The 20,663-nt window shown below is 70.1% G+C and carries 23 protein-coding genes; 10 read left to right on the forward strand and 13 right to left on the reverse strand.

Going from position 1 to position 20,663, the window contains the following annotated elements; translation table 11 throughout:
• The first annotated feature begins 56 nt into the window (after nucleotides 1-56).
• Entirely contained in the window at nucleotides 57-539 is a 483-nt protein-coding gene (locus tag ACFCVM_RS18115) for a dehydrogenase (protein WP_375838126.1), read from the forward strand.
• Between the two features lie 65 nt (nucleotides 540-604).
• Complete coding sequence (locus ACFCVM_RS18120) at nucleotides 605-3,043, forward strand: HAD-IC family P-type ATPase (RefSeq protein ID WP_375838127.1); 2,439 nt, start codon at nucleotides 605-607, stop codon at nucleotides 3,041-3,043.
• On the opposite strand, the gene ACFCVM_RS18125 is transcribed toward ACFCVM_RS18120, so the two are convergent.
• From ACFCVM_RS18125 to ACFCVM_RS18145, 5 genes are all read right to left on the reverse strand, one after another.
• On the reverse strand, nucleotides 2,976-3,383 hold the full coding sequence (locus ACFCVM_RS18125; protein WP_375838128.1) for a hypothetical protein: 408 nt from the start codon (nucleotides 3,381-3,383) through the stop codon (nucleotides 2,976-2,978). The two genes, ACFCVM_RS18120 and ACFCVM_RS18125, sit on opposite strands and share 68 nt — an antisense overlap.
• Before the next feature lie 20 nt (nucleotides 3,384-3,403).
• The gene (locus ACFCVM_RS18130; RefSeq protein WP_375838129.1) at nucleotides 3,404-3,814 is read right to left on the reverse strand and encodes a hypothetical protein; all 411 of its coding nucleotides are present in this window, start codon (nucleotides 3,812-3,814) and stop codon (nucleotides 3,404-3,406) included.
• Between the two features lie 62 nt (nucleotides 3,815-3,876).
• A complete protein-coding gene (locus ACFCVM_RS18135) occupies nucleotides 3,877-4,185 on the reverse strand; it encodes a hypothetical protein (protein WP_375838130.1) in 309 nt (102 codons plus the stop codon).
• The gene (locus ACFCVM_RS18140) at nucleotides 4,182-4,838 is read right to left on the reverse strand and encodes a CatA-like O-acetyltransferase (protein ID WP_375838131.1); all 657 of its coding nucleotides are present in this window, start codon (nucleotides 4,836-4,838) and stop codon (nucleotides 4,182-4,184) included. Before ACFCVM_RS18140 ends, ACFCVM_RS18135 begins: the two co-directional genes overlap by 4 nt.
• A 53-nt stretch (nucleotides 4,839-4,891) precedes the next feature.
• Nucleotides 4,892-5,647: a MarR family transcriptional regulator gene (locus tag ACFCVM_RS18145; RefSeq protein WP_375838132.1), complete on the reverse strand. Its 756-nt coding sequence runs from the start codon at nucleotides 5,645-5,647 to the stop codon at nucleotides 4,892-4,894.
• Between the two features lie 208 nt (nucleotides 5,648-5,855).
• On the opposite strand from ACFCVM_RS18145, the gene ACFCVM_RS18150 reads away from it, so the two are divergent.
• Nucleotides 5,856-6,527 carry a DUF4097 family beta strand repeat-containing protein gene (locus ACFCVM_RS18150; protein ID WP_375838133.1) on the forward strand — a complete coding sequence of 224 codons (672 nt, stop codon included), beginning with the start codon at nucleotides 5,856-5,858 and terminating at the stop codon, nucleotides 6,525-6,527.
• Nucleotides 6,528-6,607: 80 nt separating this feature from the next.
• Here ACFCVM_RS18150 and ACFCVM_RS18155 read toward each other — a convergent pair whose 3' ends face one another.
• Nucleotides 6,608-7,030: an acyl-CoA thioesterase gene (locus ACFCVM_RS18155; RefSeq protein WP_375838134.1), complete on the reverse strand. Its 423-nt coding sequence runs from the start codon at nucleotides 7,028-7,030 to the stop codon at nucleotides 6,608-6,610.
• Nucleotides 7,031-7,148: 118 nt separating this feature from the next.
• Here ACFCVM_RS18155 and ACFCVM_RS18160 point away from each other — a divergent pair, with 118 nt between their 5' ends.
• The 4 genes from ACFCVM_RS18160 (at nucleotide 7,149) to ACFCVM_RS18175 (ending at nucleotide 10,672) form a co-directional block, all read left to right on the forward strand.
• Nucleotides 7,149-8,219 carry a winged helix DNA-binding domain-containing protein gene (locus ACFCVM_RS18160; protein WP_375838135.1) on the forward strand — a complete coding sequence of 357 codons (1,071 nt, stop codon included), beginning with the start codon at nucleotides 7,149-7,151 and terminating at the stop codon, nucleotides 8,217-8,219.
• Nucleotides 8,220-8,261: 42 nt separating this feature from the next.
• On the forward strand, nucleotides 8,262-9,140 hold the full coding sequence (locus tag ACFCVM_RS18165; RefSeq protein WP_375838136.1) for an alpha/beta fold hydrolase: 879 nt from the start codon (nucleotides 8,262-8,264) through the stop codon (nucleotides 9,138-9,140).
• Between the two features lie 32 nt (nucleotides 9,141-9,172).
• Nucleotides 9,173-9,706 carry a dihydrofolate reductase family protein gene (locus ACFCVM_RS18170; protein ID WP_375838137.1) on the forward strand — a complete coding sequence of 178 codons (534 nt, stop codon included), beginning with the start codon at nucleotides 9,173-9,175 and terminating at the stop codon, nucleotides 9,704-9,706.
• A 69-nt stretch (nucleotides 9,707-9,775) separates the two neighbouring features.
• Entirely contained in the window at nucleotides 9,776-10,672 is an 897-nt protein-coding gene (locus tag ACFCVM_RS18175) for a TerC family protein (RefSeq protein ID WP_375838138.1), read from the forward strand.
• 4 nt (nucleotides 10,673-10,676) lie between these two features.
• Here ACFCVM_RS18175 and ACFCVM_RS18180 read toward each other — a convergent pair whose 3' ends face one another.
• The 3 genes from ACFCVM_RS18180 to ACFCVM_RS18190 form a co-directional block, all read right to left on the reverse strand.
• Nucleotides 10,677-11,852: a low temperature requirement protein A gene (locus tag ACFCVM_RS18180; protein WP_375838139.1), complete on the reverse strand. Its 1,176-nt coding sequence runs from the start codon at nucleotides 11,850-11,852 to the stop codon at nucleotides 10,677-10,679.
• A 19-nt stretch (nucleotides 11,853-11,871) separates the two neighbouring features.
• Complete coding sequence (locus ACFCVM_RS18185) at nucleotides 11,872-12,444, reverse strand: dienelactone hydrolase family protein (RefSeq protein WP_375838140.1); 573 nt, start codon at nucleotides 12,442-12,444, stop codon at nucleotides 11,872-11,874.
• A gap of 141 nt (nucleotides 12,445-12,585) precedes the next feature.
• Entirely contained in the window at nucleotides 12,586-14,946 is a 2,361-nt protein-coding gene (locus ACFCVM_RS18190) for a beta-N-acetylglucosaminidase domain-containing protein (protein WP_375838141.1), read from the reverse strand.
• A gap of 184 nt (nucleotides 14,947-15,130) precedes the next feature.
• Between ACFCVM_RS18190 and ACFCVM_RS18195 the strand changes: the two genes are divergently transcribed.
• Both ACFCVM_RS18195 and ACFCVM_RS18200 read left to right on the forward strand, forming a co-directional pair.
• Complete coding sequence (locus tag ACFCVM_RS18195) at nucleotides 15,131-16,327, forward strand: ROK family transcriptional regulator (protein ID WP_375838142.1); 1,197 nt, start codon at nucleotides 15,131-15,133, stop codon at nucleotides 16,325-16,327.
• A 25-nt stretch (nucleotides 16,328-16,352) separates the two neighbouring features.
• Nucleotides 16,353-16,703: a metallopeptidase family protein gene (locus ACFCVM_RS18200; protein ID WP_375838143.1), complete on the forward strand. Its 351-nt coding sequence runs from the start codon at nucleotides 16,353-16,355 to the stop codon at nucleotides 16,701-16,703.
• Nucleotides 16,704-16,714: 11 nt separating this feature from the next.
• On the opposite strand, the gene ACFCVM_RS18205 is transcribed toward ACFCVM_RS18200, so the two are convergent.
• The 4 genes from ACFCVM_RS18205 to ACFCVM_RS18220 all read right to left on the reverse strand — a co-directional run bounded on the left by ACFCVM_RS18205 (nucleotide 16,715) and on the right by ACFCVM_RS18220 (nucleotide 19,600).
• Nucleotides 16,715-17,947: an RNA polymerase sigma factor gene (locus ACFCVM_RS18205; RefSeq protein WP_375838144.1), complete on the reverse strand. Its 1,233-nt coding sequence runs from the start codon at nucleotides 17,945-17,947 to the stop codon at nucleotides 16,715-16,717.
• A gap of 10 nt (nucleotides 17,948-17,957) precedes the next feature.
• The gene (locus ACFCVM_RS18210; RefSeq protein ID WP_375838145.1) at nucleotides 17,958-18,287 is read right to left on the reverse strand and encodes a YciI family protein; all 330 of its coding nucleotides are present in this window, start codon (nucleotides 18,285-18,287) and stop codon (nucleotides 17,958-17,960) included.
• A 51-nt stretch (nucleotides 18,288-18,338) separates the two neighbouring features.
• On the reverse strand, nucleotides 18,339-18,938 hold the full coding sequence (locus ACFCVM_RS18215) for a dihydrofolate reductase family protein (protein WP_375838146.1): 600 nt from the start codon (nucleotides 18,936-18,938) through the stop codon (nucleotides 18,339-18,341).
• A gap of 107 nt (nucleotides 18,939-19,045) precedes the next feature.
• The gene (locus tag ACFCVM_RS18220) at nucleotides 19,046-19,600 is read right to left on the reverse strand and encodes a TetR/AcrR family transcriptional regulator (RefSeq protein ID WP_375838147.1); all 555 of its coding nucleotides are present in this window, start codon (nucleotides 19,598-19,600) and stop codon (nucleotides 19,046-19,048) included.
• A gap of 81 nt (nucleotides 19,601-19,681) precedes the next feature.
• On the opposite strand from ACFCVM_RS18220, the gene ACFCVM_RS18225 reads away from it, so the two are divergent.
• Nucleotides 19,682-20,554 (forward strand): alpha/beta fold hydrolase, encoded by an 873-nt coding sequence (locus ACFCVM_RS18225; protein ID WP_375838148.1) that lies wholly within the window; start codon nucleotides 19,682-19,684, stop codon nucleotides 20,552-20,554.
• Nucleotides 20,555-20,663: the final 109 nt, after the last annotated feature.

A 20,663-nucleotide genomic window follows, 5' to 3' on the forward strand; every position in this document is an offset into this window, starting at 1 on the left:
GCTCGCACTCGTCGGCGATCGGCGCGACAATGGGAGGCGGACCGAAGGGGAACGGCATGGCTGAGCTGGGTACAGAGTCGACGACGGATGCATCGGCGGCGGCCCCGACCCCCGACGCGGCGCCTGCGCCCCATGGCCCCGGGCACCACGCGCTCGGCTGCCCCGAGTGCTTCGAGGAGCTGCAGCGAAACCAGGACTGGTGGAAGGCGCGCCCCGAGGGCGCCCGACTCGTCGGCCTCGTCGTCGCTCGCGACGACATGCCCTCGGTGGTCGAGCAGCGGAACGACCTCGCCGACTTCGGCGTCGCGATCCTCGACTTCAAGCACCCTGCGGCGGAGGCGCCCGAGACGTGGGAGCAGCGGCTGGCCCGCCTGTTCGGCACGTTGCGCGCCGGCGACGTGCTCGTCGTGGCGAACGAGCGCGCGCTCGGCCGCGATCGCGACGAGGTCACGCGCACGATCCGCACCCTCGCCCGGCACAACCTCGTGGTGAAGGTGCTGAGCCACGGCGCCCCGCACCTGGAGGATGCGCGCGCCTGACGCGCCCGCCGACGCTCCGGGTGACCGACCTGCGGCTGCCGTCTGATCGCCGATAGTCTCCCGACATGAGTGCGACCGACGTCGAGACCCCTGCCGGCCTCACGAGCGCCGAGGTCGCCGCCCGTGTCGCCGACGGCAGGTCGAACGCGTTCAGCCAGCAGTCGAGCCGGAGCGTCTCGAGCATCATCCGCGCGAACGTGCTCACGCTGTTCAACGGCATCATCGCGGCCTGCTTCCTCGTGCTGCTCCTGCTCGGCCGCTGGCAGGACGCGCTGTTCGGCATCAGCGCCATCGCGAACACGGTCATCGGCTCGGTGCAGGAGTTCCGGGCGAAGGCCGCGCTCGACAAGCTGGCGCTGCTGCACGCGCCACGGGCACGGGTGCGTCGCGACGGCGCCGCCCTCGAGGTGGCCGTCTCCGACGTCGTGCTCGACGACGTGCTCGTGCTGCGGGCGGGCGACCAGGTGCCGGCAGACGCCCGCGTCGCGACATCCGCTCACCTGCAGCTCGACGAGTCGATGCTCACGGGCGAGTCCGACGCGGTCGACAAGGTGCCGGGCGACGAGGTGCTCTCGGGCTCGGTGGTCATGGCGGGCGAAGGGGAGGCGATCGTCGTGCGCGTCGGCGCCGACTCGTTCGCGAACAAGCTGGCAGCAGAGGCGAAGAAGTTCTCGCTCGTCGCGAGCGAGCTCCGCTCCTCGATCGACAAGGTGCTGCGCGTCGTGAGCTGGATCGTCGGGCCGATCGCGCTGCTCGTGTTCAACGCCCAGATGTTCGTGTTCGGCGGGTGGGAGCAGGCGATCGCGTCGGGCGACTGGCGGCAGGCCGCGGTCAACACGATCGCCTCGCTCGTCGCCATGATCCCGCTCGGCCTCGTGCTCATGACGAGCATCGCGTTCGCGGTCGGCGCCGTGAAGCTCGCCCGCCAGCAGGTGCTCGTGCAGGAGCTCGCCGCCGTCGAGGGCCTCGCCCGCGTCGACCTCATCTGCCTCGACAAGACGGGCACGCTCACCGAGGGCAGCATCGTGTTCGACGCCGAGCACCCGCTCGGGCCGGGCGCCGGCGACCGGGTGCGGAGCGAAGCCGCCGATGCCCGTGCCGACGGATGGCGCAGCGTGCTCGCCTGGTACGGCAGCGAGCCCGATGCGAATGCCACGGCGAAGTGCCTCGCCGAGCCGTACTCCGACGTGCCGTCGGCGGATCCGTCGGCGCGCATCCCGTTCTCGTCGGCCCGCAAGTGGAGCGCGGTCGCCTTCGCGTCGGGCACGGATGTCGCGGGCAGCTGGGTGCTCGGCGGACCCGAGATGGTCTTCCCCGACAACCGGCTCGCCGGCGACTCGCGCGAGCTCGCGGCATCCGGTCTGCGCACCCTCGTGCTCGCCCGCAGCGACGAGCCGATCGACGAGGCGACGGAGGCGCTGCCCGCCGGCCTCGAACCCGTCGCGCTCCTGACCTTCCGCGAGCGCATCCGGCCCGATGCCGCCGAGACGCTCGCCTACTTCGCCGAGCAGGGCGTGGACGTGCGCATCATCTCGGGCGACAATCCCGCGACGGTCGCGGCGATCGCCCGCAGCGTTGGGCTCGAGGCGGCAGACGGCTTCGACGCCCGGCAGCTGCCCGTCGAGCAGGCCGAGCTCGCGGCCGTGCTGGCGCAGCACCTGGTCTTCGGGCGCGTCACGCCCGACCAGAAGAAGGCGATCGTGATCGCGCTGAAGCAGGCCGGGCACACCGTGGCGATGACCGGCGACGGCGTCAACGACGCGCTCGCCATCAAGGAGGCCGACATCGGCATCGCGATGGAGTCGGGTTCACCGGCGACCAAGGCCGTGGCGCGCATCGTGCTGCTCGACGGGAAGTTCTCGCACCTGCCGCGCGTGGTCGCCGAGGGCCGCCAGGTGATCGCGAACATCGAACGCGTCTCGATGCTGTTCCTCACCAAGACCGTCTACGCCACCGGGCTCGCGCTGCTCTTCGGGGTGTTCGTGCTCGCGTTCCCGTTCCTGCCGCGACAGCTCTCGGTGATCGACGGCCTCACGATCGGGATTCCCGCGTTCTTCCTCGCGCTCATGCCGAATGCGCGCCGCTACGTGCCCGGGTTCCTGCGGCGGTCGCTGACCTTCGCGGTCCCCGCGGGCGCGGTCGTCGCGATCGCGCTGTTCGTCTACAGCTGGGCGGCGACGCAGGCGGGCATCGGCGAGGAGGAACTGCGCACCGGCTCGACCCTGCTGCTCACGATCATCGGACTGTGGGTGCTCATCGTGCTGTCACGGCCGATCGACGGGTGGAAGATCCTCATCATCGGGGCGATGATGGTCGGCCTGATCCTCGTGTACTCGGTGCCGCTCGTCACGGAGTTCCTGATGTTCGTCGACCCGTCGGCGGTGACCTCGGCGCTCGTGCTCGCCGTGTCGGTGGTGAGCATCGGCGCGATCGAGGTCATCCGGTTCGTGCACCGGCGGTACGTGCGAAGAACCGCGCAGTTCGACCCGTCCACAACACCGTGATCGCGGCGGCCGCGAGTGCGAGGTCGAAGACGACGAACCAGAGCCCGGGCGACGCGAGCAGGATGATCACGTCGAGCGCGATGGTGATGCCGAGCAGCACGGTGACGAGCACGCGGGCGTCGAGCCGTGCACGGGTGAGGCCCGACGCGATCGAGATCACGAAGAGCCCGAGCAGCACCGTGCAGGCACCGATGATCGTGGCGACCACGCGTTCGCCGTCCTCCACGTCGGGGAGGTAGCGGGCGAACATGAGGGCGATGCCGGCGAACACCTCGACGAAGCCGTTGAGGTACCCGAGCACGACGGCGGCGACGAGCTCGGGCGGCGGCCTGTCGGTCATACCGGCGACCCTAGCCGACGTCAGGCCGAGCCGTCTCGCGGCCAGGAGCGGTCGACGAGCAGTCGGATGCCTGCGCGCGCGAGCATCAGCACGATGATGAGCAGCGTGACGGAGAAGAACCCGCCGAGCTGCACCGCGTCGCCGAACACGAGGTCGGTGAGCCACAGGATGACGAACTTGCTGCCGGCGCCGAGCACGAACAGGAGCGCGGCGTTCAGCGTCTTGCCCGCCGGCGTGCGCGCGGCACGGACCCGGTCGAGGATTCGCGTCTTCAGCACGGCGATGACCTCGAGCGCGAGCTTGAACAGCACGGCGGTCAGGAGCGACACGAGGAACGACTCCGTGATGACGCTCGGCAGGAACTGGGTGAACAGCCCGAGCACCACGAGGTAGACGAACACGTCGACGAGATCGACGGCGCGGATTCGCACGCTGGCTCCCTCGGTCGACACGGTCGGGTGTGCCGGGCGTCGGCCGCGACAGTCTTCGCAGGCTACACCCGCACGCGGATCCGGCCGCGGAGGAACGGCAGGGCCGGTGCCCGGTACACGAGGGCCGGAGCATGGCGCGGCTCGAGCGCGATCTCGGCGCGCCCGAAGCGCCACACGCGGTTGAACAGGTACACGCCGATCACCGCGGTCTCGTCGGCCGGCAGCTGCCAGGTGCCGCTGCCCCATTGCGCGGGCTGGCCCAGGCCGCCGATCACGAGCGTCGGCCGCACGCGGCCGTACAGGGCGAACCAGGGCTTGTGCAGGGTCAGCTCGATGCGGCGGGTGGGCGTCGAGGGGTCAGCGGATGTCACGCGCCCACCCAGCTCGCATCGCCCATGAGCGCTTCGAGGTCGCCCAGCAATCGCGCCGTGTGGAACCCGTCGGCGGACGCGTGATGGATCTGCACGGCGATCGGCAGCAGCGTGCGGCCGTCGCGCTCGACGTACCGTCCGAGCGTGAAGATCGGCAACAGGTGGCCCGTGCCGCCGTCGATCTGCAGCGTGAACCCGGTGAAGCTCGTCCACGGCAGGCTCGACACGTCGAACACGTTCGGCGGCAGCGCACCCTGCGGGAACATCGTGCTTGCGCTCGCCGCGGTGGCGAGCAGCTCGGCGGCGCGCTCGTGGAAGCGGCCGAAGTCGGGGTCGTAGGGCGCCCAGACCGCGGCGAACGTCTCGCGCTCGGCATTGAACACCGTGAACGCGGGGTGCACGACGGGCCAGCTCGCCGCCGCTCCGGCGTCGGTCACCGCCATGCGGAACTCGCGATACCGGTTCACGACGGTGGCGATCGCCCAGATCTGCGCGATGTAGGTCTTGCGCGACGAGGCGCGAAGCGCGGCCGCGAACCCCGTCACGTCGATCTCGACGGTGATGGCGTAGGTGCACGGCACGCGGTCGCGGTAGTGCTCGAACGCCTCGCGCCGCGGCCAGGTGTCGAGGTCGATCGGGTCGGGGCTGGTCATCCCTCGATCGTCGCATGCCTCGGTCTCGCGCGACGCGCGCACCGCGACATCCGTCAGCGTTCGTCGGCGACGTTCGTGTTGAGGATGTCCCGTGCCTGCTCGGCGGCACGGGCGATGCTCTCGGCGACGAAGTCCACGAAGCGCGCCATGTTCTGGAGCCGATTGCCGGCCGGCGTGTCGCGCCCGAAGACGTTGACGCCGCGCCGGGCGGCATCGGCGAGCTCGGCGTTGGAGCGCGCCGCGGCGATCATCGACTGGTACCAGGCGTCGTTGTCGGCGGAGTAGCGCTCGCGGCGGCCGGCCTCGACTTCCCGGCGCACGAGCCCCACGTTCTCGAGCAGCGCGACCGCCTTGGAGACCGACGCGGGGCTGACCCTGAGGCGCTGCACGAGCTCCGACGCCGTCAGGCTGCCGGCGTCGGAGGTGTACAGGCACGTCAGCACCGAGGCCGCCATGCGAGGGAGGCCCGACTGCATGAGGATCGTGATGAACGCCTCCTCGTACTCGTGCACCGCGTCGGCATCGCGCCCGTGTGCCGGCGCGGGCGGCTGCTCGCCGCGTGGCGTCGTCGGCTTTCGCTGGTGCGTGCGGCGCTCCGTGGCCCGCTGCGCGAGATCGGCTCGGTAGGCGGCGGGGCCGCCGTTGCGCATCACCTCGCGCGTGATCGTCGAGGTGGGGCGATCGAGGCGCCTCGCGATCTCCGCGTAGGCGAGGTCGTCGGCCAGGCCGATCGAGATCTGCTGGCGTTCGTGCTGGGTGAGCCTGCCTCCCGGCATCTCGGCCTCCTTCGTCGACGGTCGGGTCGCCACCAGTATGACCTTCGTTCCACAGTCATTGCAACGATGGAAGGTGCAGTCATTGCGTTAGATCTTGGGCGGTTGCAACGATTAACCAAATTTGATCTGGTATTTTCCATTCTCAATGCAATTCAATTGTTGTGCGATTTGTGAACGCAACGTAGCGTTACCGACATCGGAAACACCAACTGAACGCAACACCGACTGAAGAGGAATCATCATGCTGCAGAAGTTCGACACCCCCGCCCCCATCGCCGCAGTGCTCGACATCTCGGCGGGCCGCGTGCAGGTCATCGCCGCAGACCGGGCCGACACCGCGGTCGAGGTGCGCCCCGCCAACGCTTCGAAGAGCCGCGACGTGAAGATGGCCGAGGAGACGACGGTCGACTATCGCGACGGCGTGCTGCGCATCGCGACGCCCGCCGGCAACCAGATCCTCGGCCCGTCGGGATCGGTCGAGGTCACGGTGCAACTGCCCGCCGGATCCCGCGTCGAGGCGAAGGCGGCCGCGGCCGAGTTCCGCGGCGTCGGACGCCTCGGCGACGTCGTGTTCGCCGGCGCCAATGGCACGGTCAAGATCGACGAGGCCGAGAGCGTGCAGCTCTCCGCCCTCGCCGGCGATGTCGTGGTCGGCCGCCTCAACGGCCCTGCGGAGATCAGCACCCAGAAGGGCGACATCCGCATCGCCGAGGCCGTGCGCGGCTCGGTCGTGCTCAGCGCGCAGGCCGGCAACCTGTCGGTCGGCGTCGTGCCGGGGGCATCCGCCACGCTCGACGCAGGCACCACCTACGGTCGTGTGCAGAACTCGCTGAGCAACTCCAAGGGTGCCGACGCCGAACTCGCCATCACGGCGACGACCGCGTACGGCGACATCGAGGCGCGGAGCCTCTGAGCCTCCTCCGCTGCTGACGACCAGCCTCCGGCACCCTGCAACGGGTGCCGGCGGCTTCGTCGTTCTGCCCTGAGCGAGCGTCAGTCGCCGGGCTCGAAGAAGAGCGCCTGGAGCTCGTCGGGCCAGTCCGTGGCCCGCCGTGTGCGGGCGTCGACGTGGGCCACGACCATGAGGCACGTCGAGACCGTCGTGCCCGCGGCATCCGTCATCGTGCACTCGATCATGGCGTCGGGGCCATGGAACTCGCGCACGAACGAGGTGATCGAGACCTCCTGGTCGGCGGTCGCCGGCCTGATGAAGTCGATCTCCATGCGCCGCACCCACGTCATGAAGCCGAGCGATCCGAGGGTGGGCAGATCCCAGCCGGCGTATCTCGCCAGTCCTTCCATGCGGTGGTCGGTGAAGTACCTGGCGTAGTTGCCGGTGCTCACGTGCTGGAACGGATCGAGCTCCGAGAAGGCGATGCGGTGGGTGGTCTCGTAGACGACCGGTGTTCTCGTCATCTGGCCCTCCCCAGAGCTCGTGGGCGCATCGCGGCACAGGCTACGCCGATGCGGCGCACGCGGCCACCACGGCGAGTTCCGCCTGCCGTCGGCATTCGCTGCGCCGTACGCTGCAGGGGTGATCACCGACCGTGACATCGCCCGATGGCGACTGCACTCCCAACTGCTCGCCGCGCCCGTCGCGAACGCCGAAGACGTGGTGCGCACCCTGACCGCGGTGCAGGCCGAGAACGCGTCGCAGTCGGCATGGGCCGTCGCGACGCGCACCTCCTCGCCGCGGCAGGGCGATCTGGCCGACGCGCTCGCCGACGGACGCGTGCTGCGCATCCACGTGCTGCGTTCGACCTGGCACTACGTGCACGCCGATGACGCGCTCTGGCTGCAGGAACTCACCGCGCCGCGCGTGCTGCCGATCTTCGGGCAGCAGTTGCAGCCGCTCGCTGGCCGGCTGGGCTCGCTCGGCGATGCCATCGAGGCGATGCTCGCCGAGGCGCCCGATCGCACGCGGGGCGATCTCGCCGACGGACTCGCCGAACGCGGCGAGCAGCTGACGGGCCAGCAGCTCATGCTCCTGCTCGGCCTGCTCGAGGTGCAGAGCATCGTGTGCAGCGGTGCCCCGCGCGACGGCGAGCACACGTACGCGCGTTTCGCCGATCGGGTGGCCAGTCCGCGTCGTCTCGAGCGCGACGAGGCGCTCGCCGAGCTCGCCCTCCGCTACTTCACCTCGCACGGCCCGGCCACCGATCGCGACCTCGCGTATTGGGCCACCCTCACCGTGACCGACGTGCGCCGCGGCATCGCGGCGGCCGGCAGCCGGCTCGACTCGTTCGAGCACGAAGGCCGCACGTTCTGGCACCTGCCCGGCGAAGCCCCGGCGACCGCAGCGCTCGCGGGTCACCTCCTGCAGGTGCTCGACGAGATGTACCGCGGCTACCAGGACTCACGCTGGGCGATCGACGCCGACGGCGTCGTGCCGAGGGCGCGCGAGACGGCGATCGGCATGGCGCTCGTCGACGCGCAGCTCGTCGCCGGCATGAAGCGCACCGTGACGGCGAAGGCGGTGACCTTCGCGGTGCACCCGCATCGCACGCTGTCGAAGCGCGAGGTCGGGGCCATCGACGATGCCGCGGCGCGGTACGGCGAGTTCCTCGGGCTCGAGGCGAAGGTGCAGCTCCGCGACGGTGCCTGATCCGGCCGGTCCGCCCCGTGGCGAAACCAGCTCGAGTCGAGCATGCTGGAACCCATGGAGCGAACGGATGCCTCGCGCCGGGCATTGCGGGTCGCACGCCCCGATGGGGCGGTGATCGCGGCCGAGGTGCTCGGGTCGATGGAGCATCCGCTCGTGCTGCTCGTGGCAGGAGCCGAGTCGTCGATGGACTGGTGGCGGCCCGAGCTCGGCGAACTGATCGCCGGCCGCGGGTTCCGTGTGGCGCGCTACGACCAGCGCGGCGTGGGAGCGACGACACTCGGCCCGCCCGGCACGCGCCGCGACGGGCTCTCGGTCGCCGTCGACGATGCGCTCGCCGTGCTCGATGCCGCCGGCGCCGGAGCCGCGCGATGGGTGGGCTTCTCGGCGGGTGGATGGGTCGCCCAGCTCGCGGCGCTCGACCACCCCGATCGGGTTCTCGCGCTCACCCTGGTGTCGACCAGCCCGACGATGTTCGAGGCCGACCCCGACCTGCCGGGAGCGACCGCCCGCATGCAGGAGGTCTGGGCGAATCCGCTGCCCGAACCTGACTGGAACGACCCCGACGCAGTGGTCGAGCACCTCGTCGAGGTCGACCGCGACTACGCCGGCGACGAGTTCGACGAGGCGCACGATCGCGCGATCTGGACGGATACGGTGCGCCGGTCGCCCGACATGCACCGCGATGAGGGCGGCGCCGATCAAGTCGACCCCGCGCCCCGCTGGCGAGAGCGGCTCAGCGAGATCGCGGTACCGACGACCGTGGTGCACGGCACGGCCGACCCGGTGTTCCCGCTCGGCAACGGCGAGGCGCTCGCGCGCGAGATCGCGGGGGCGCGGATCGTGCGGCTCCCCGGCGGAGGGCACGAGCTGCCGCCCTCCGCGTGGGGCGCCGTGGTCGAGGCGGTCGCGTCGGAGCCGTGACATCCGGCCCTCGAAGGCGCACGCTGGAGTGCATGGGAACAGTGACGATCTCCTTCGAAATGACCCTCGACGGTGCGTTCGACCAGATGGAGCAGTGGTTCGACGAGAACGACCCCGACCTGGTGTGCCACTCTGACGAACTCGTCTTCGGCGCCGACGCGGTGCTGCTCGGGCGTGAGAGCTACGAGTTCTTCCGCGAGTACTGGCCGGCGCAGACCGACGACCGCGGCTTCGCCGCGCACTACAACGCGCTGCCGAAGTACGTCGCCTCGACGACGCTGACCGGCCCGCTCGACTGGAACTCGACGCTCATCGAGGGTGACGTGGCCGAGGCCGTGCGGCGCCTGCGCGACCGGTACGACTCGATCATCTCGCACGGCTACGGGCAGTTGGCGGCCACCCTCATGGACGCCGGGCTCGTCGACGAGGTGCACGCGGGCATCCACCCGTTCATCGTCGGCAATGCCGAGGATCGCCTGCGCACGCCGCATCCGGTCGGGCTGCGACTGCTCGACGTGCAGGGCTCCGAGTCGGGCACGATCTTCGCGAGGTACGCGCCCGCGTAGCGACGACGCGGGCCCAGCGGCGCCGGGAGGCCGGAGGCGTCCGTTCGGCCCGCCCTCTAGCATGAGCGGGTGGACTTCTCCTTCGCCTTCACCCCCGACCTCATCGCCGTCTTCGTGACGCTGTTCGTGCTCGAGGTCGTGCTCGGCGTCGACAACGTCATCTTCATCTCGATCCTCGCGTCGAAGCTCCCGAAAGAGCAGCAGGCCCGGGCCCGCAACCTCGGCCTCACGCTCGCCATGGTGATCCGCGTCGTGCTCGTGTTCTTCGCGGGGTGGATCATCACGCTGAAGGAGGACGTGGTCGTCTGGTTCGGCATGGGCTTCTCGATCAAGGACTTCATCCTCATCGCGGGCGGCCTGTTCCTCGTCTACAAGGCCGTCACCGAGATCCACCACAAACTCGAGGGCGCCGAAGAGGAGCACGGCGGCGCGGCGCCGAAGCGCATCACCTTCAGCTCGGTGCTCCTGCAGATCCTCGCGCTCGACATCGTGTTCTCGCTCGACTCGGTCATCACGGCCGTCGGCATGACCGAGAACCTCGTCGTCATCGTCACGGTCGTCGTGCTCTCGTTCGGCATCATGCTCTTCGCGTCGCGCTTCATCTTCGCGTTCGTCAACCAGCACCCGACGGTGAAGATGCTCGCGCTGTCGTTCCTGCTGCTCATCGGCGTGTTCCTCATCGCCGAGGGCTTCGGCGTGCACATCGACAAGGCCCTCATCTACGCGCCGATGGCGTTCGCGATCCTCGTCGAGGCGCTGAACCTCGTCGCCTCCGCGCGCAAGGCCAAGCGCGAACAGCGCCGCCAGGAGGCGGTGCAGCTGCGCCCGCAGTACCCCGACGTCGACGAGTCGGTCGCGGTGTCGGCCGCGCTGTCGAGGGGCGAGGGCGCGGGCTCGGTCGGCCTGTCGAGCCGGCCGGTCGAGGGCGAGTCGGATGCCGCGGAGGAGCGCGCCGGACTCGGGTGACGGGTCATCGGGCGTCGGCGCGGAGCTTGCGCCGATTGGTGATCTCGGACGTCGCGACGATGACGACGAGCACGATCACCGCACCGGCGATCGCGAGCGCAGCATCGATCACCGCGGTCGCCAGCGCGAGTGCCATCGTCAGCAGTAGGGCGGGGATCGCCCAGCCGAGCACGGCCCGGAGTGGTCGGCCGAAGCGCAGCGAGATGACCGCGTTCGTCGCGTAGAAGATCGCGATGCCCCCGCAGAGGGCGATCGCCGATGCCTGGGGGAGCGGTTCATCGGGGTGCTGGATCGCGCTGTCGAGCGCACCCGAGATCGCGGTCACCCCGACGACGATGAGGAACGGCAGGAACGCGACGGTGTCCCGGATCGCCCGGTAGTCGCCGGCCGCGCGCAGCGCTTCGAGCCCGACGCGCATCGCGTCGGTGCCGTACATGAAGAACGACCACGCGAGCAGCGAGATCACGCCGAGCCCGAGCATGCCCACGACGCCCGAGGGGAGGCTCCAGCTCTCGTTGAGGGCGCCGACGGTCGAGAGCACCGATTCGCCGAGCACGATGACGACGAGGAGCCCGAACCGCTCGGCGAGATGCTCGGTGTTCATGCGCGGCAGCACCCGTGCCGCCCAACTGCTGCTCGAGGTGACGAGCAGCGTCACCTCGACGACGATGCTGAGCCCCCAGAGCGCGAACATCCATGGACTCGGCAGCCAGATCGAGACGAACCAGAGCACCGCCGTTGCGCCGTTGTAGACGAGCAGACGGGTGCGTGACGCCGCTCCGATGCTCCATGACTGCGCCACCCAGAGGCCGAGCAGCACGAGCCGGAGCGCCGCGTTGCCGGCGGCGAACAGCCACGCCCGTTCGCCCGTCGCCTCGGGGGCGGCCACGGCGATGGCTCCCACCGCGAACATCGCGGCGAGCATCACGAGGGCGAGCTGCCGACGGCTGAGCCACGGCATCACGTTCACGGTGAAGGTCAGGTTGACCCACGACCACCACACCGAGGCGAAGAGCACGGCGAACAGCAGCAGGCCCGCGGCCGATGGATGCTCATGCAGCGGGTGCGCGAGTTGCCCGACGAGTGCCACGAAGATGAGGTCGAAGAACAGCTCCATCCAGTGCGCCCGAGACGGGTCGCGGTCGGTGGCCGCGAACCGCTCGGATGCCTCGGTGCTCATAGAGCCCCCCGTTGCCGGTTCAGACGCGCGCGAGGAACTCGAGCACGCGCTGGGTCAGGAGCCGGGTCGCTGCCGCGTCGTAGCTCGGCAGGCTGGAGTCGGCGAAGTAGTGCTGGTCGCCGGGGTAGAGGAAGAGCTCGGCGTCGTCGGTCGAGGCGACGAGCTCGCGGGCCGCGTCGACGTCGCCCTCGTCGATGAAGATCGGGTCGGCGTCGGCGCCGTGGATCTGCACGGGCTCGTCGGCCGGCCAGGAGCCGAACTCATCGACCGGCAGGCACGAGTAGAAGAACAGGGCGCCGCGCGCGCCGGCGCGGGTCTGCGCGAGCTTCTGCGCGGGCACGACGCCGAGCGAGAAGCCGCCGTAGACGAGCTCGTTCGGCAGCTCCTCGGCTGCCCGCTCGCCGCGCGCCATGATCTCGTCCCATCCGACCTCGCGCGCGTATGCGACGCCTTCGTCGATCGTCGCGAACGTGCGCCCGTCGAAGAGGTCGGGCGTGTGCACCGTATGGCCGGCGTCGCGGAGCTCGTCGGCGAAGTCGTGCAGGCCCTTGGTCGGGCCGAGCGCGTGATGGAAGAGCAGCACTTCTGACATCGATTCCCCGTTCGTCGTGTTCCCGGCCGTTCCGAACGCGAAGTTACTCGCACCCTCCGACGATGTCGACCGTGCAACGGAACGGGTGCCCTCCCGCTCGGTGCGAGCGGGAGGGCACCCGGTGTTGCGACGGATCGAGCATCAGCCTGCCGCGTAGACGCCGATCTCGTAGATCGAGTAGCCCCACGTGGTCTTGCGGTCGATGCCCTGCATGCGCACGTACTGCACCGGCTCGCTCTCGGCGAAGGTGAAGACGTCGAGCGCGCAGGTCGAGTCGTCGACCGTGCGGATCGTCGTCCAGGTCGTGCCGTCGGTCGACGTCTGCAGCTCGTAGGCGTTGGCGCACGCCGACTCCCAGTTGAGCGTGATGCCGCGCACGACCGTCGGCTCGGCGAGCTTCACCTGCACCCACGAGTCGTCGCTGTACCCGGAGGCCCAGCGCGTCGACGGGTTGTCGTCGTTGACCTTCTCGGCGCCGAACTGCGGCACCTCGGTGCTCGATGCGGTCGCCGTGCCGCTCGGCGCGACGTTGACGACATCGCCCGCATCCCACATCGCGAGCGTGAAGCCGATGCGGCCGTGGAAGGCGTCGAGCACGCCGTCGGCGATCCGCACCTTCGCCGCGCCCCACGCGTTGTCGGGCGGGTCGACGACCACTGCCGCGGCCTGCGCGGCCGTGGCCTTCGCCGAGGCGGCCAGGGCGTCGGATGCCGCCTGGTCGCCGTCGATCCGTGCCTGCACCGCGTCGAGGAGCTCGACGGTCGACTGGCCCCACAGGGCGGCAGCGTCGAGCCACGGGCTCGAGTCAGACACGAACGCCGGGTCGGTGGTGCCCGCTCGGATCGCCTCGGGGGCGTCGGCGATGGACTGCGCGTAGCCGCGCAGCTCGGCCACGGCGCCGGCCTTGTCGCCGGCGCTCCAGGTCTCCCAGAACTCCGCGATGCGAGCCGAGAGCTCAGGAGCCTGCGGCTGCCACGGCGCCCCGAAGGTCGGTGCGAGGTGGTTCAGGTCGGCGAAGACGCGGAGCGCAGCAGCCGTCGGGGCATCCGCGTTCGCAAGGTACGCGAGGGCCTGCGTCCGGTTGTGCCCTGCGTCGTACGCCTCGTCGTTCCAGGTGAAGTCGGCGACGCCGAAGATCGCGATCTTGCTGGCCGCGGCCTGGTTCATCGGGTTCGAGACGATGCCTGCGAGGTGCTCGCCGAGGCCGGCCTCGCGCTTGTCGTACGGCGCCATGAGCAGTCGGCCGGAGGTGTTGCCGAAGTCGTTGACCGGGTAGTTGTCCCAGAGGAACGTCGGGCCGCCGAACACGGCGGCGGCCTGCGTCGCCTGTGCGACCGTCACCGACTGCGGCACGACGCCTTCGCCGGTCCACATGACGACGACGTCTTCGTCCATCGTGCGGAGTGCGGTCTTGTAGCCGGAGTCGGCCGTGTTCGAGTACTCGGTCGGCACCATCTGCAGCGGGTGCACGCCGTCGTGCGTCTCGACGAACTCCTTCTGCACGCGGTCGAGGAATGCGGCCTGCGCGACGCCGGCCGTGCGGGCGCTCGGCGCGCCGAACGTCGCGCGGTCGCCGTCGCAGTGCCAGCGACCGTAGTCGATGTCGTCGAGGGGGATGTTGAATGCCCGCACGCCGAGGTCGTACATCTGCTGCAGCTTCGCCACGAGTGCCTGGTAGTCGCCGTCGCTCGAGTAGCAGACGCTGTTTCCGGGCGAGAGCGCGAAGGTGAAGCGCACGTGGTTGTCGGTCGCCGTCGTCACGAGGTCGCCGAGCTCCGCGAGCTTGTCGGCGGGGTAGGGGTCGCGCCAGCGATCGCGGTGGTACGGGTCGTCCTTCGGCGCGTAGATGTAGGTGTTCGCCTTGACGTCGCCGTAGAACTCGAGCTGGTCGAGCCGTTCCTCGTGCGACCACGGCTCACCGTAGAAGCCCTCGATGGTGCCGCGGAGCGGCATCGAGGGGAAGTCGCTGATCGAGGCGCCGGCGATGCGGAACTTGTTCTCGTTCTTCGGCACGAACAGCTGGTCGAAGGTCTTGACGGCGTAGTACTGCCCGGCTGCGTCGACACCGCCGAGCGCGATGTCGCCGTGCGGCCCCTTCGTGGTGGCCGCGCGGATCGCGTAGCCCTCGGCGTGCGACGGAGTCTCCGTGTCGCCGAGTGCGGCATCGATGTCGGCTCTCGAGACGGCGCCGAGCCTGATCGTGAGCTTCGCCTTGCCCGTCGCCTTCGAGCGCTCGTCGATGTGATCGACGCCGTGCTCGCTCAGGGTGTCGCGCAGTTCGGCGAGCGCCGCGGCATCCGTGCCGTCGTCGACGACGATCTCGGCGCGCCCCGGAACGTTGATGTCGGAGCCGGCGCGGGTCATCGACTGGGGCGTCGGGCTCACCGTCGGCAGTGGCCCCGACGGTGGTGCTGCCGACGCCGAGAGCGGCGTGAGCATCCCGGCGAGGGCGACGGCGGAGATTCCCACCGTGGCGAGCGTCTTGCGAATTGACTGCATCATTGCCTCCAACTGTCTCGACGAATCTGTCGTCAACGGCGGCGCCGTGATCCGTTCGGCACTCACTTTGTTGACTGAGTAAACTAAGTAGTCCCGAACATATGGGATCCCAAGTCCGAGCGTCAAGGGGCAAGATGTCTTCGTGCAGGCAGAGGCATCCGCGACCGCCGGCACGAGCGAGGAGACGATGACAGTGAGCACCGCCGACCTGCAGCGCAAGTCCGACCTGCTGCGCAGATTCGCGCGCACCGGCCAGTTCGAGGCGCAGACGGGCATCCGGCGCGAGCACTTGCTCAGGGCACTCGGCCTCATCGCACGGGAGCCCGCACCGGTCACGCGGGCGGTCATCGCACGGCGCACCGGGCTCACCTCGGCGACGGCGTCATCGCTCGTGGCGGAGCTGATCGGGCTCGGTCTCGTCGTCGAGACCGGTCGCGCCGAGAGCACGGGCGGCAAGCGGGCGACCCGGCTCGAGATCCAGAGCGACGCCTACCTCATCGTGGTCGCCGTCGTGCGCACGCGCGCGATCGACACCGCACTCGTCGACCTCGCGGGCAACACCGTCGCGAGCCGGCGGCGAGATGTCACGGGCGGCATGGAGGTCTCGACCGTCGTCGACGCGATTCGCGACCTCACCACGGGATTCGAGCCGCAGGTGCTCGCCGCGTGCGTGCAGGTGCCCGGCGTCACGGCCGACGGGGTCGTCGTCGACAGCGTGCAGCTCGGCTGGCGCAACGTGCCGCTCGCCGACATCCTGGAGGAGGCGATCGGCGCACCGACGTCCGTCGTGAACGACGTCGACGCCGAGGCGCTCACCGAGGCCGTCGACGCCGACGACCGGGCGATTCGACTCGTGGTGCACCTCGGCGAGGGGGTCGGTGCTGCGATCACGAACGGCGGCTCGCTCATGTCGGGGGCGACCGGCCGGGCCGGTGAGATCGGGCACGTTCGCGTGATCTACGAGGGCGAGCGCACGAGGTGCCGATGCGGCCTGTCGGGATGCCTCGAATCGGCCACCTCGATGAGCGCGATGCTCGGCGACTCGTACACTGACGAACTCGACGATCACGACACGAGCCTGCTGGCGTCGACCGCCGAGGCGCGGGAGCGCATGGGTTTCGGCGCCCGGGCGCTCGCACGTGCCCTGCGGATCAGCTCGGCGCTGCTCGACCCCGAGGAGATCGTCATCGCGGGCGCGGCGCCGGCGCTCGGCCCCCACTTCCTGGGCACCCTGCGCGACGAGTACGAGATGTACCCCGCGAAGGGAACGACGCAGGTGCCGATCCGCTACGGCCGCCCCGAACTCAGCCGGTACCTCGGGCCCGCGAGGTTCGCGCTCGCACCGGTGCTCGGCGACGCGCTGCCGCTCACCGAGCCGAACTGACGCCGCATGCGAGCACAATGGGCACATGGTCGAGATCTCCGATGAGGACTTCGAGCGCATGGTCGGCGAGGTGTTCGATGCCCTGCCCGACGAGATGCTGCGCGGCGTCGAGAACGTCGCGATCCTGATCGAGAACCAGCCGCTCGATCAGCGGCCCCGCCTGTTCGGGCTGTACAGCGGACGCCCGCTGAAGACGCGCGGCGTCTACGGCTTCGGGGAGCTCCCAGACCGCATCACGCTGTTCCAGAACAACATGCAGGAGCACAGCACCGACCTCGAGTCGCTTCGCACGCGGGTGCGCATCACGCTCGTGCACGAGATCGGCCACTACTTCGGTCTCGACGACGCGAAGCTCCGCGAGCTCGGCTGGGCGTAGGCGGTCGCCGGTCAGGCGAGTTCGTCGCGACGGCGTGACAGGTGGGCGCGCTCCGCGCTGTTGCCGGCGAGGGTGATCGCCCGGTCGTACGCCGCGAGTGCCTCGTCGCGTCGGCCGAGCCGTCGCAGCAGTTCGGCCCGGGAGGCGTGGAATGCGTGGTACCCGTGCAGCGCGCCATCGAGGCGGTCGATGATCGGCAACGCGGCATCCGGCCCGTCGACCTCTGCGACCGCGATCGCGCGGTTGAGGGCGACGATCGGCGAGGGGTCGAGCCGCACCAACTGGTCGTACAGCGCGACGACCTGCCGCCAGTCGGTGTCGTCGGCGTCGCGCGCGTCGGTGTGCACCGCGTTGACGGCCGCGAGCAGTTGGTAGCGGCCGGGCGCGATTCCGGATGCCAGTCGCTCGCGCACGAGTCGATGGCCCTCGTCGATCAGCGCGGTGTTCCAGAGCTCGCGGTCCTGGTCGCCGAGGGCGACGAGCTCGCCCTGCGCCGACACGCGAGCGGGGCGACGAGCCTCGGTGAGCAGCATCAGCGCGAGGAGGCCCGCCACCTCGCCGTCGTCGGGCAGCAGCGTGCGGATCAGGCGCGTGAGCCGGATCGCCTCGGCGGTCAGGTCGGCGCGCACCGGATCGGTGCCGGGGCCGGTCGCGAGGTAGCCCTCGTTGAAGACGAGGTACAGCACGGCGAGCACGCCGGTGATGCGCGCGGGCAGGTCCTTCGCGGCGGGCACCCGATACGGGATGCCGGCTGCCGCGATCTTGCCCTTCGCGCGAGTGATTCGCCGGGCCATCGCCGGCTCCTGCACGAGGAATCCGCGTGCGATCTCGGGCACGGTCAGGCCGCCGACCATGCGCAGGGTGAGTGCAACGCGCGCCTCCATGGCGAGGGCGGGGTGGCAGCACGTGAAGATCAGTCGCAGCCGGTCGTCGTCGATGGCGCCGAGCGGCTCGGCCGGGGTGTCGTCGGTCAGCATCATCGCCTCCCGGTGCTTGTCGGTGCGCTTGTGCTCGCGCCTGATGCGGTCGATCGCCGTGCGGTTGGCGGTCGTCGTGAGCCAGGCGCCCGGGTTCGGCGGCACGCCGTCGGAGGGCCACCGCTCGACCGCCGTCGCGAACGCCTCGGCCGCCGCCTCCTCGGCGAGGTCGAGGTCGCCGAAGCGCCGGGTGAGCGAGGCGACCACCCGGGCCCACTCGGCGTGGTGCGCCCGGGTGACCGCCTCGAGTGCGTCGACGGGGTTCACTCGACGATGCTCACACGAACAGGAGCGGTCGGACCTCGAGCCGCCGGTTGCACGCCTTCGACCCGGCGGTCATGAGCTCGAGCGCGACGTCGAGATCGGGCGCCTCGATGATCCAGAGGCCGGCCATGTGCTCCTTCGACTCGACGAAGGGGCCGTCGGTGAACATCGGCTCCTCGCCGCGGGCGTCGATGACCGTCGACGTCTCGGGTGCCGCGAGGCCCGCGGCGAACACCCAATGACCGCCTGCTCGGAGTCGCTCGTTGAACGCCCGGATCGCCACCATCTCTTCCTCCGTGCCGGATCCGGTCTTGTCGTCGATCACGGAGACCAGGTACTGCATCTCACACCTCCACCCGTTCAGAGACATTCTGGACTGCGTGGCCGCGCGCGGCTACGCGTATTGCGGCCGGCCCGTGGGCCGGTACGTCTGCGCCATGATGCCGGTCGGGAACGTGCGCGACTCGAGCAGCTCCAGTGCGAAGTCCTTGCCCTCGTCGGGGAAGAGCCGCGTGCCGGCACCGACGATCACGGGGCAGACGATGAGCGTCATCTCGTCGACGAGTTCGCGATCGAGCAGCCAGCGGATCAACTGCCCGCTGCCGTGCACCTGCAGCTCGCCGCCCGGTCGTGCCTTCAGTTCGCGCACGGCGGCCTCGAGGTCTCCGGAGAGCACGGTCGTGTCGGCCCACTGCGGGTCGGTGATCGTGTTCGAGGCGACGAACTTCGGGCGCGAATTCAGCGAGCTCACGAACGGGTTCTCGAAGTCGTCCTGCACGCCCCAGTACCCGGCGAAGAGCTCGTAGGTGCGCCGTCCGAAGAGGAACGCGTCGGCGCGCCGGTAGTAGTCGCCGATGTACCCGGTCGACTCGTCGTCGCCGACCGGCAGCGCCCACCCGCCGCGTTCGAAGCCGGGGTCGAACTCGGGGTTGTTGCCGCCGTTGGCCTGCATGACGCCGTCGACGGTGATCTGGGTGTTGGTGATCAGCTTCATGATCATGGTCCCTTCCCGGGTCGCCCCGCGGCGACCGTTCACCCTTGCTACGAACAGCGTGCGCTCGATCGGACACTTCGGGCGAGAGTTCTCACGAATTCATTCGGTCACCCGATGGATGCCGCGAGCGCACGCACGGCGCGCTCGATGACGGGCCGGGCGTCGAGCTCGGGGTCGACGGTCAGGCGGTGCAGCACCAATCCGTCGCCGAGGGCCATGATGGTCCGCGCGGCGGGCACGGGGTCGGGGATGCCCGCCTCGGTCACCAGCCGATCCGTCCACTGCTCGAACTCACGGCGCTGGCGGCTGAGCGGAGCGAGCAGTTCGTCGTCGGCGGCGAGTTCGAGGAAGAGGGCGTAGCGCGCCCGGGTCCGAGCTGCGAAGGGCCCGGTCTCCAGGAGGAACACCGCGCAGAGCCCTTCGATGATCGTTTCAGGAGTCGGCCGTTCGAGCAGCGCCGGGGAGAAGTCCGCGCGCTCCTGCTCGGCCATCCAGTCGATGATGCCGCCGAGCAGCGCGCGCCGCGTGCGGAACCAGTTCGAGGTCGATCCGGCGGGCAGCCCGGCCCGCTCGTCGACGCGCGCGTGGCTGAGCGCCCGCACGCCGTCGGTGCCGAGCAGCTCGACTGCCGCTTCGAGTGCGCGTTCCTTCGTCGCGGCCATGGACACCTCTCGTCGAACGATTTACTATGTTCATAGTAGATCTACTACGAACATAGTATCGACCGCGACGAAGGGATCATCATGGACACGCAGATGCCCGAGGCATCCGGATTCGAACACCTGACGGTCACGACGCCGGGGCTCGCCACGCACGTCGCCGTCATCGGCAGGAGCGACGGCGACCCGGTCGTGATGCTGCACGGGTTTCCGCAGCACTGGTGGCAGTGGCGCGCGATCGCGCCGGCGCTCGGGGAGCGGTACCGGGTGTACTGCCCCGACATGCGCGGCGCCGGCTGGACCGTCGCCGAGCGCCCCGGCATCGGGCGCGAGACCCGCATGCACGACCTCGTGGCCGTGCTCGACGCGCTGGGCCTCGAGCGCGTGCGCCTGGTCTGCCACGACATCGGCGCCGTCACCGGCATGCAGTTCGCCTACGCGCATCCCGATCGCGTCGAGGCGTTCGTCATGCTCTCGGTGCCGCCGCCGTTCATGTCGTTCAGTCCCCAGATGATGAGCGGGCTCCGGCATCTGCCGCCGCTCATCATGCACCGGCCCGGCACCTCCCTCGCCGGTATCTTCGACCCGGCGCACGTGGCCCGGCCGATGCCCCCCGGCATCGTCGAGGCCTATCTCGCCCCCCTGCAGATCCCCGAGATCGACGCCGCCGTGCGCGAGCAGACCCGCGGCATGATCCTTCCCGAGCTCATGCGCATCTCTCGCGGCGTCTACAAGAAGCAGCGGATGCATCCGCCGACGCTGTGCGCCTTCGGACGACTCGATCGCCCGTGGACCGAGGAGCTCGTGCGCCGGCTGAGCGGCGACCCGTTCCGCTACGCCGATCGCTTCGACTTCGCCTTCGTCGACGGGGCGGCGCACTTCATGACCGACGACGCTCCCGAGGCGGTCACCGAGCTCGTGCTCGAGCACTTCGTCGGAGCCGAGGCGGCGGCCTGAGCCCGTGCCTGAGCCCGTGCCCATGCCCGTGGCGCGGATTGGGGATGGCGGGCGACCGTGACCCTTCCATAGGCTGAGCGGCATCGACGGGCATTCGTCGCCCGTCCTC

Source organism: Agromyces sp. NPDC056389, assembly GCF_042262385.1.
In the GTDB taxonomy this organism is placed as follows: Bacteria; Actinomycetota; Actinomycetes; order Actinomycetales; family Microbacteriaceae; genus Agromyces.

Bases quoted from the DNA above. Each gene is read 5' to 3' on its own strand.
- ACFCVM_RS18115 (WP_375838126.1), top strand. From the start codon at position 57: ATGGCTGAGCTGGGTACAGAGTCGACGACGGATGCATCGGCGGCGGCC.
- ACFCVM_RS18120 (WP_375838127.1), top strand. From the start codon at position 605: ATGAGTGCGACCGACGTCGAGACCCCTGCCGGCCTCACGAGCGCCGAG.
- ACFCVM_RS18125 (WP_375838128.1), bottom strand. From the start codon at position 3,383: ATGACCGACAGGCCGCCGCCCGAGCTCGTCGCCGCCGTCGTGCTCGGG.
- ACFCVM_RS18140 (WP_375838131.1), bottom strand. From the start codon at position 4,838: ATGACCAGCCCCGACCCGATCGACCTCGACACCTGGCCGCGGCGCGAG.
- ACFCVM_RS18150 (WP_375838133.1), top strand. From the start codon at position 5,856: ATGCTGCAGAAGTTCGACACCCCCGCCCCCATCGCCGCAGTGCTCGAC.
- ACFCVM_RS18155 (WP_375838134.1), bottom strand. From the start codon at position 7,030: ATGACGAGAACACCGGTCGTCTACGAGACCACCCACCGCATCGCCTTC.
- ACFCVM_RS18165 (WP_375838136.1), top strand. From the start codon at position 8,262: ATGCTGGAACCCATGGAGCGAACGGATGCCTCGCGCCGGGCATTGCGG.
- ACFCVM_RS18170 (WP_375838137.1), top strand. From the start codon at position 9,173: ATGGGAACAGTGACGATCTCCTTCGAAATGACCCTCGACGGTGCGTTC.
- ACFCVM_RS18180 (WP_375838139.1), bottom strand. From the start codon at position 11,852: ATGAGCACCGAGGCATCCGAGCGGTTCGCGGCCACCGACCGCGACCCG.
- ACFCVM_RS18185 (WP_375838140.1), bottom strand. From the start codon at position 12,444: ATGTCAGAAGTGCTGCTCTTCCATCACGCGCTCGGCCCGACCAAGGGC.
- ACFCVM_RS18190 (WP_375838141.1), bottom strand. From the start codon at position 14,946: ATGATGCAGTCAATTCGCAAGACGCTCGCCACGGTGGGAATCTCCGCC.
- ACFCVM_RS18195 (WP_375838142.1), top strand. From the start codon at position 15,131: ATGACAGTGAGCACCGCCGACCTGCAGCGCAAGTCCGACCTGCTGCGC.
- ACFCVM_RS18200 (WP_375838143.1), top strand. From the start codon at position 16,353: ATGGTCGAGATCTCCGATGAGGACTTCGAGCGCATGGTCGGCGAGGTG.
- ACFCVM_RS18210 (WP_375838145.1), bottom strand. From the start codon at position 18,287: ATGCAGTACCTGGTCTCCGTGATCGACGACAAGACCGGATCCGGCACG.
- ACFCVM_RS18215 (WP_375838146.1), bottom strand. From the start codon at position 18,938: ATGAAGCTGATCACCAACACCCAGATCACCGTCGACGGCGTCATGCAG.
- ACFCVM_RS18220 (WP_375838147.1), bottom strand. From the start codon at position 19,600: ATGGCCGCGACGAAGGAACGCGCACTCGAAGCGGCAGTCGAGCTGCTC.
- ACFCVM_RS18225 (WP_375838148.1), top strand. From the start codon at position 19,682: ATGGACACGCAGATGCCCGAGGCATCCGGATTCGAACACCTGACGGTC.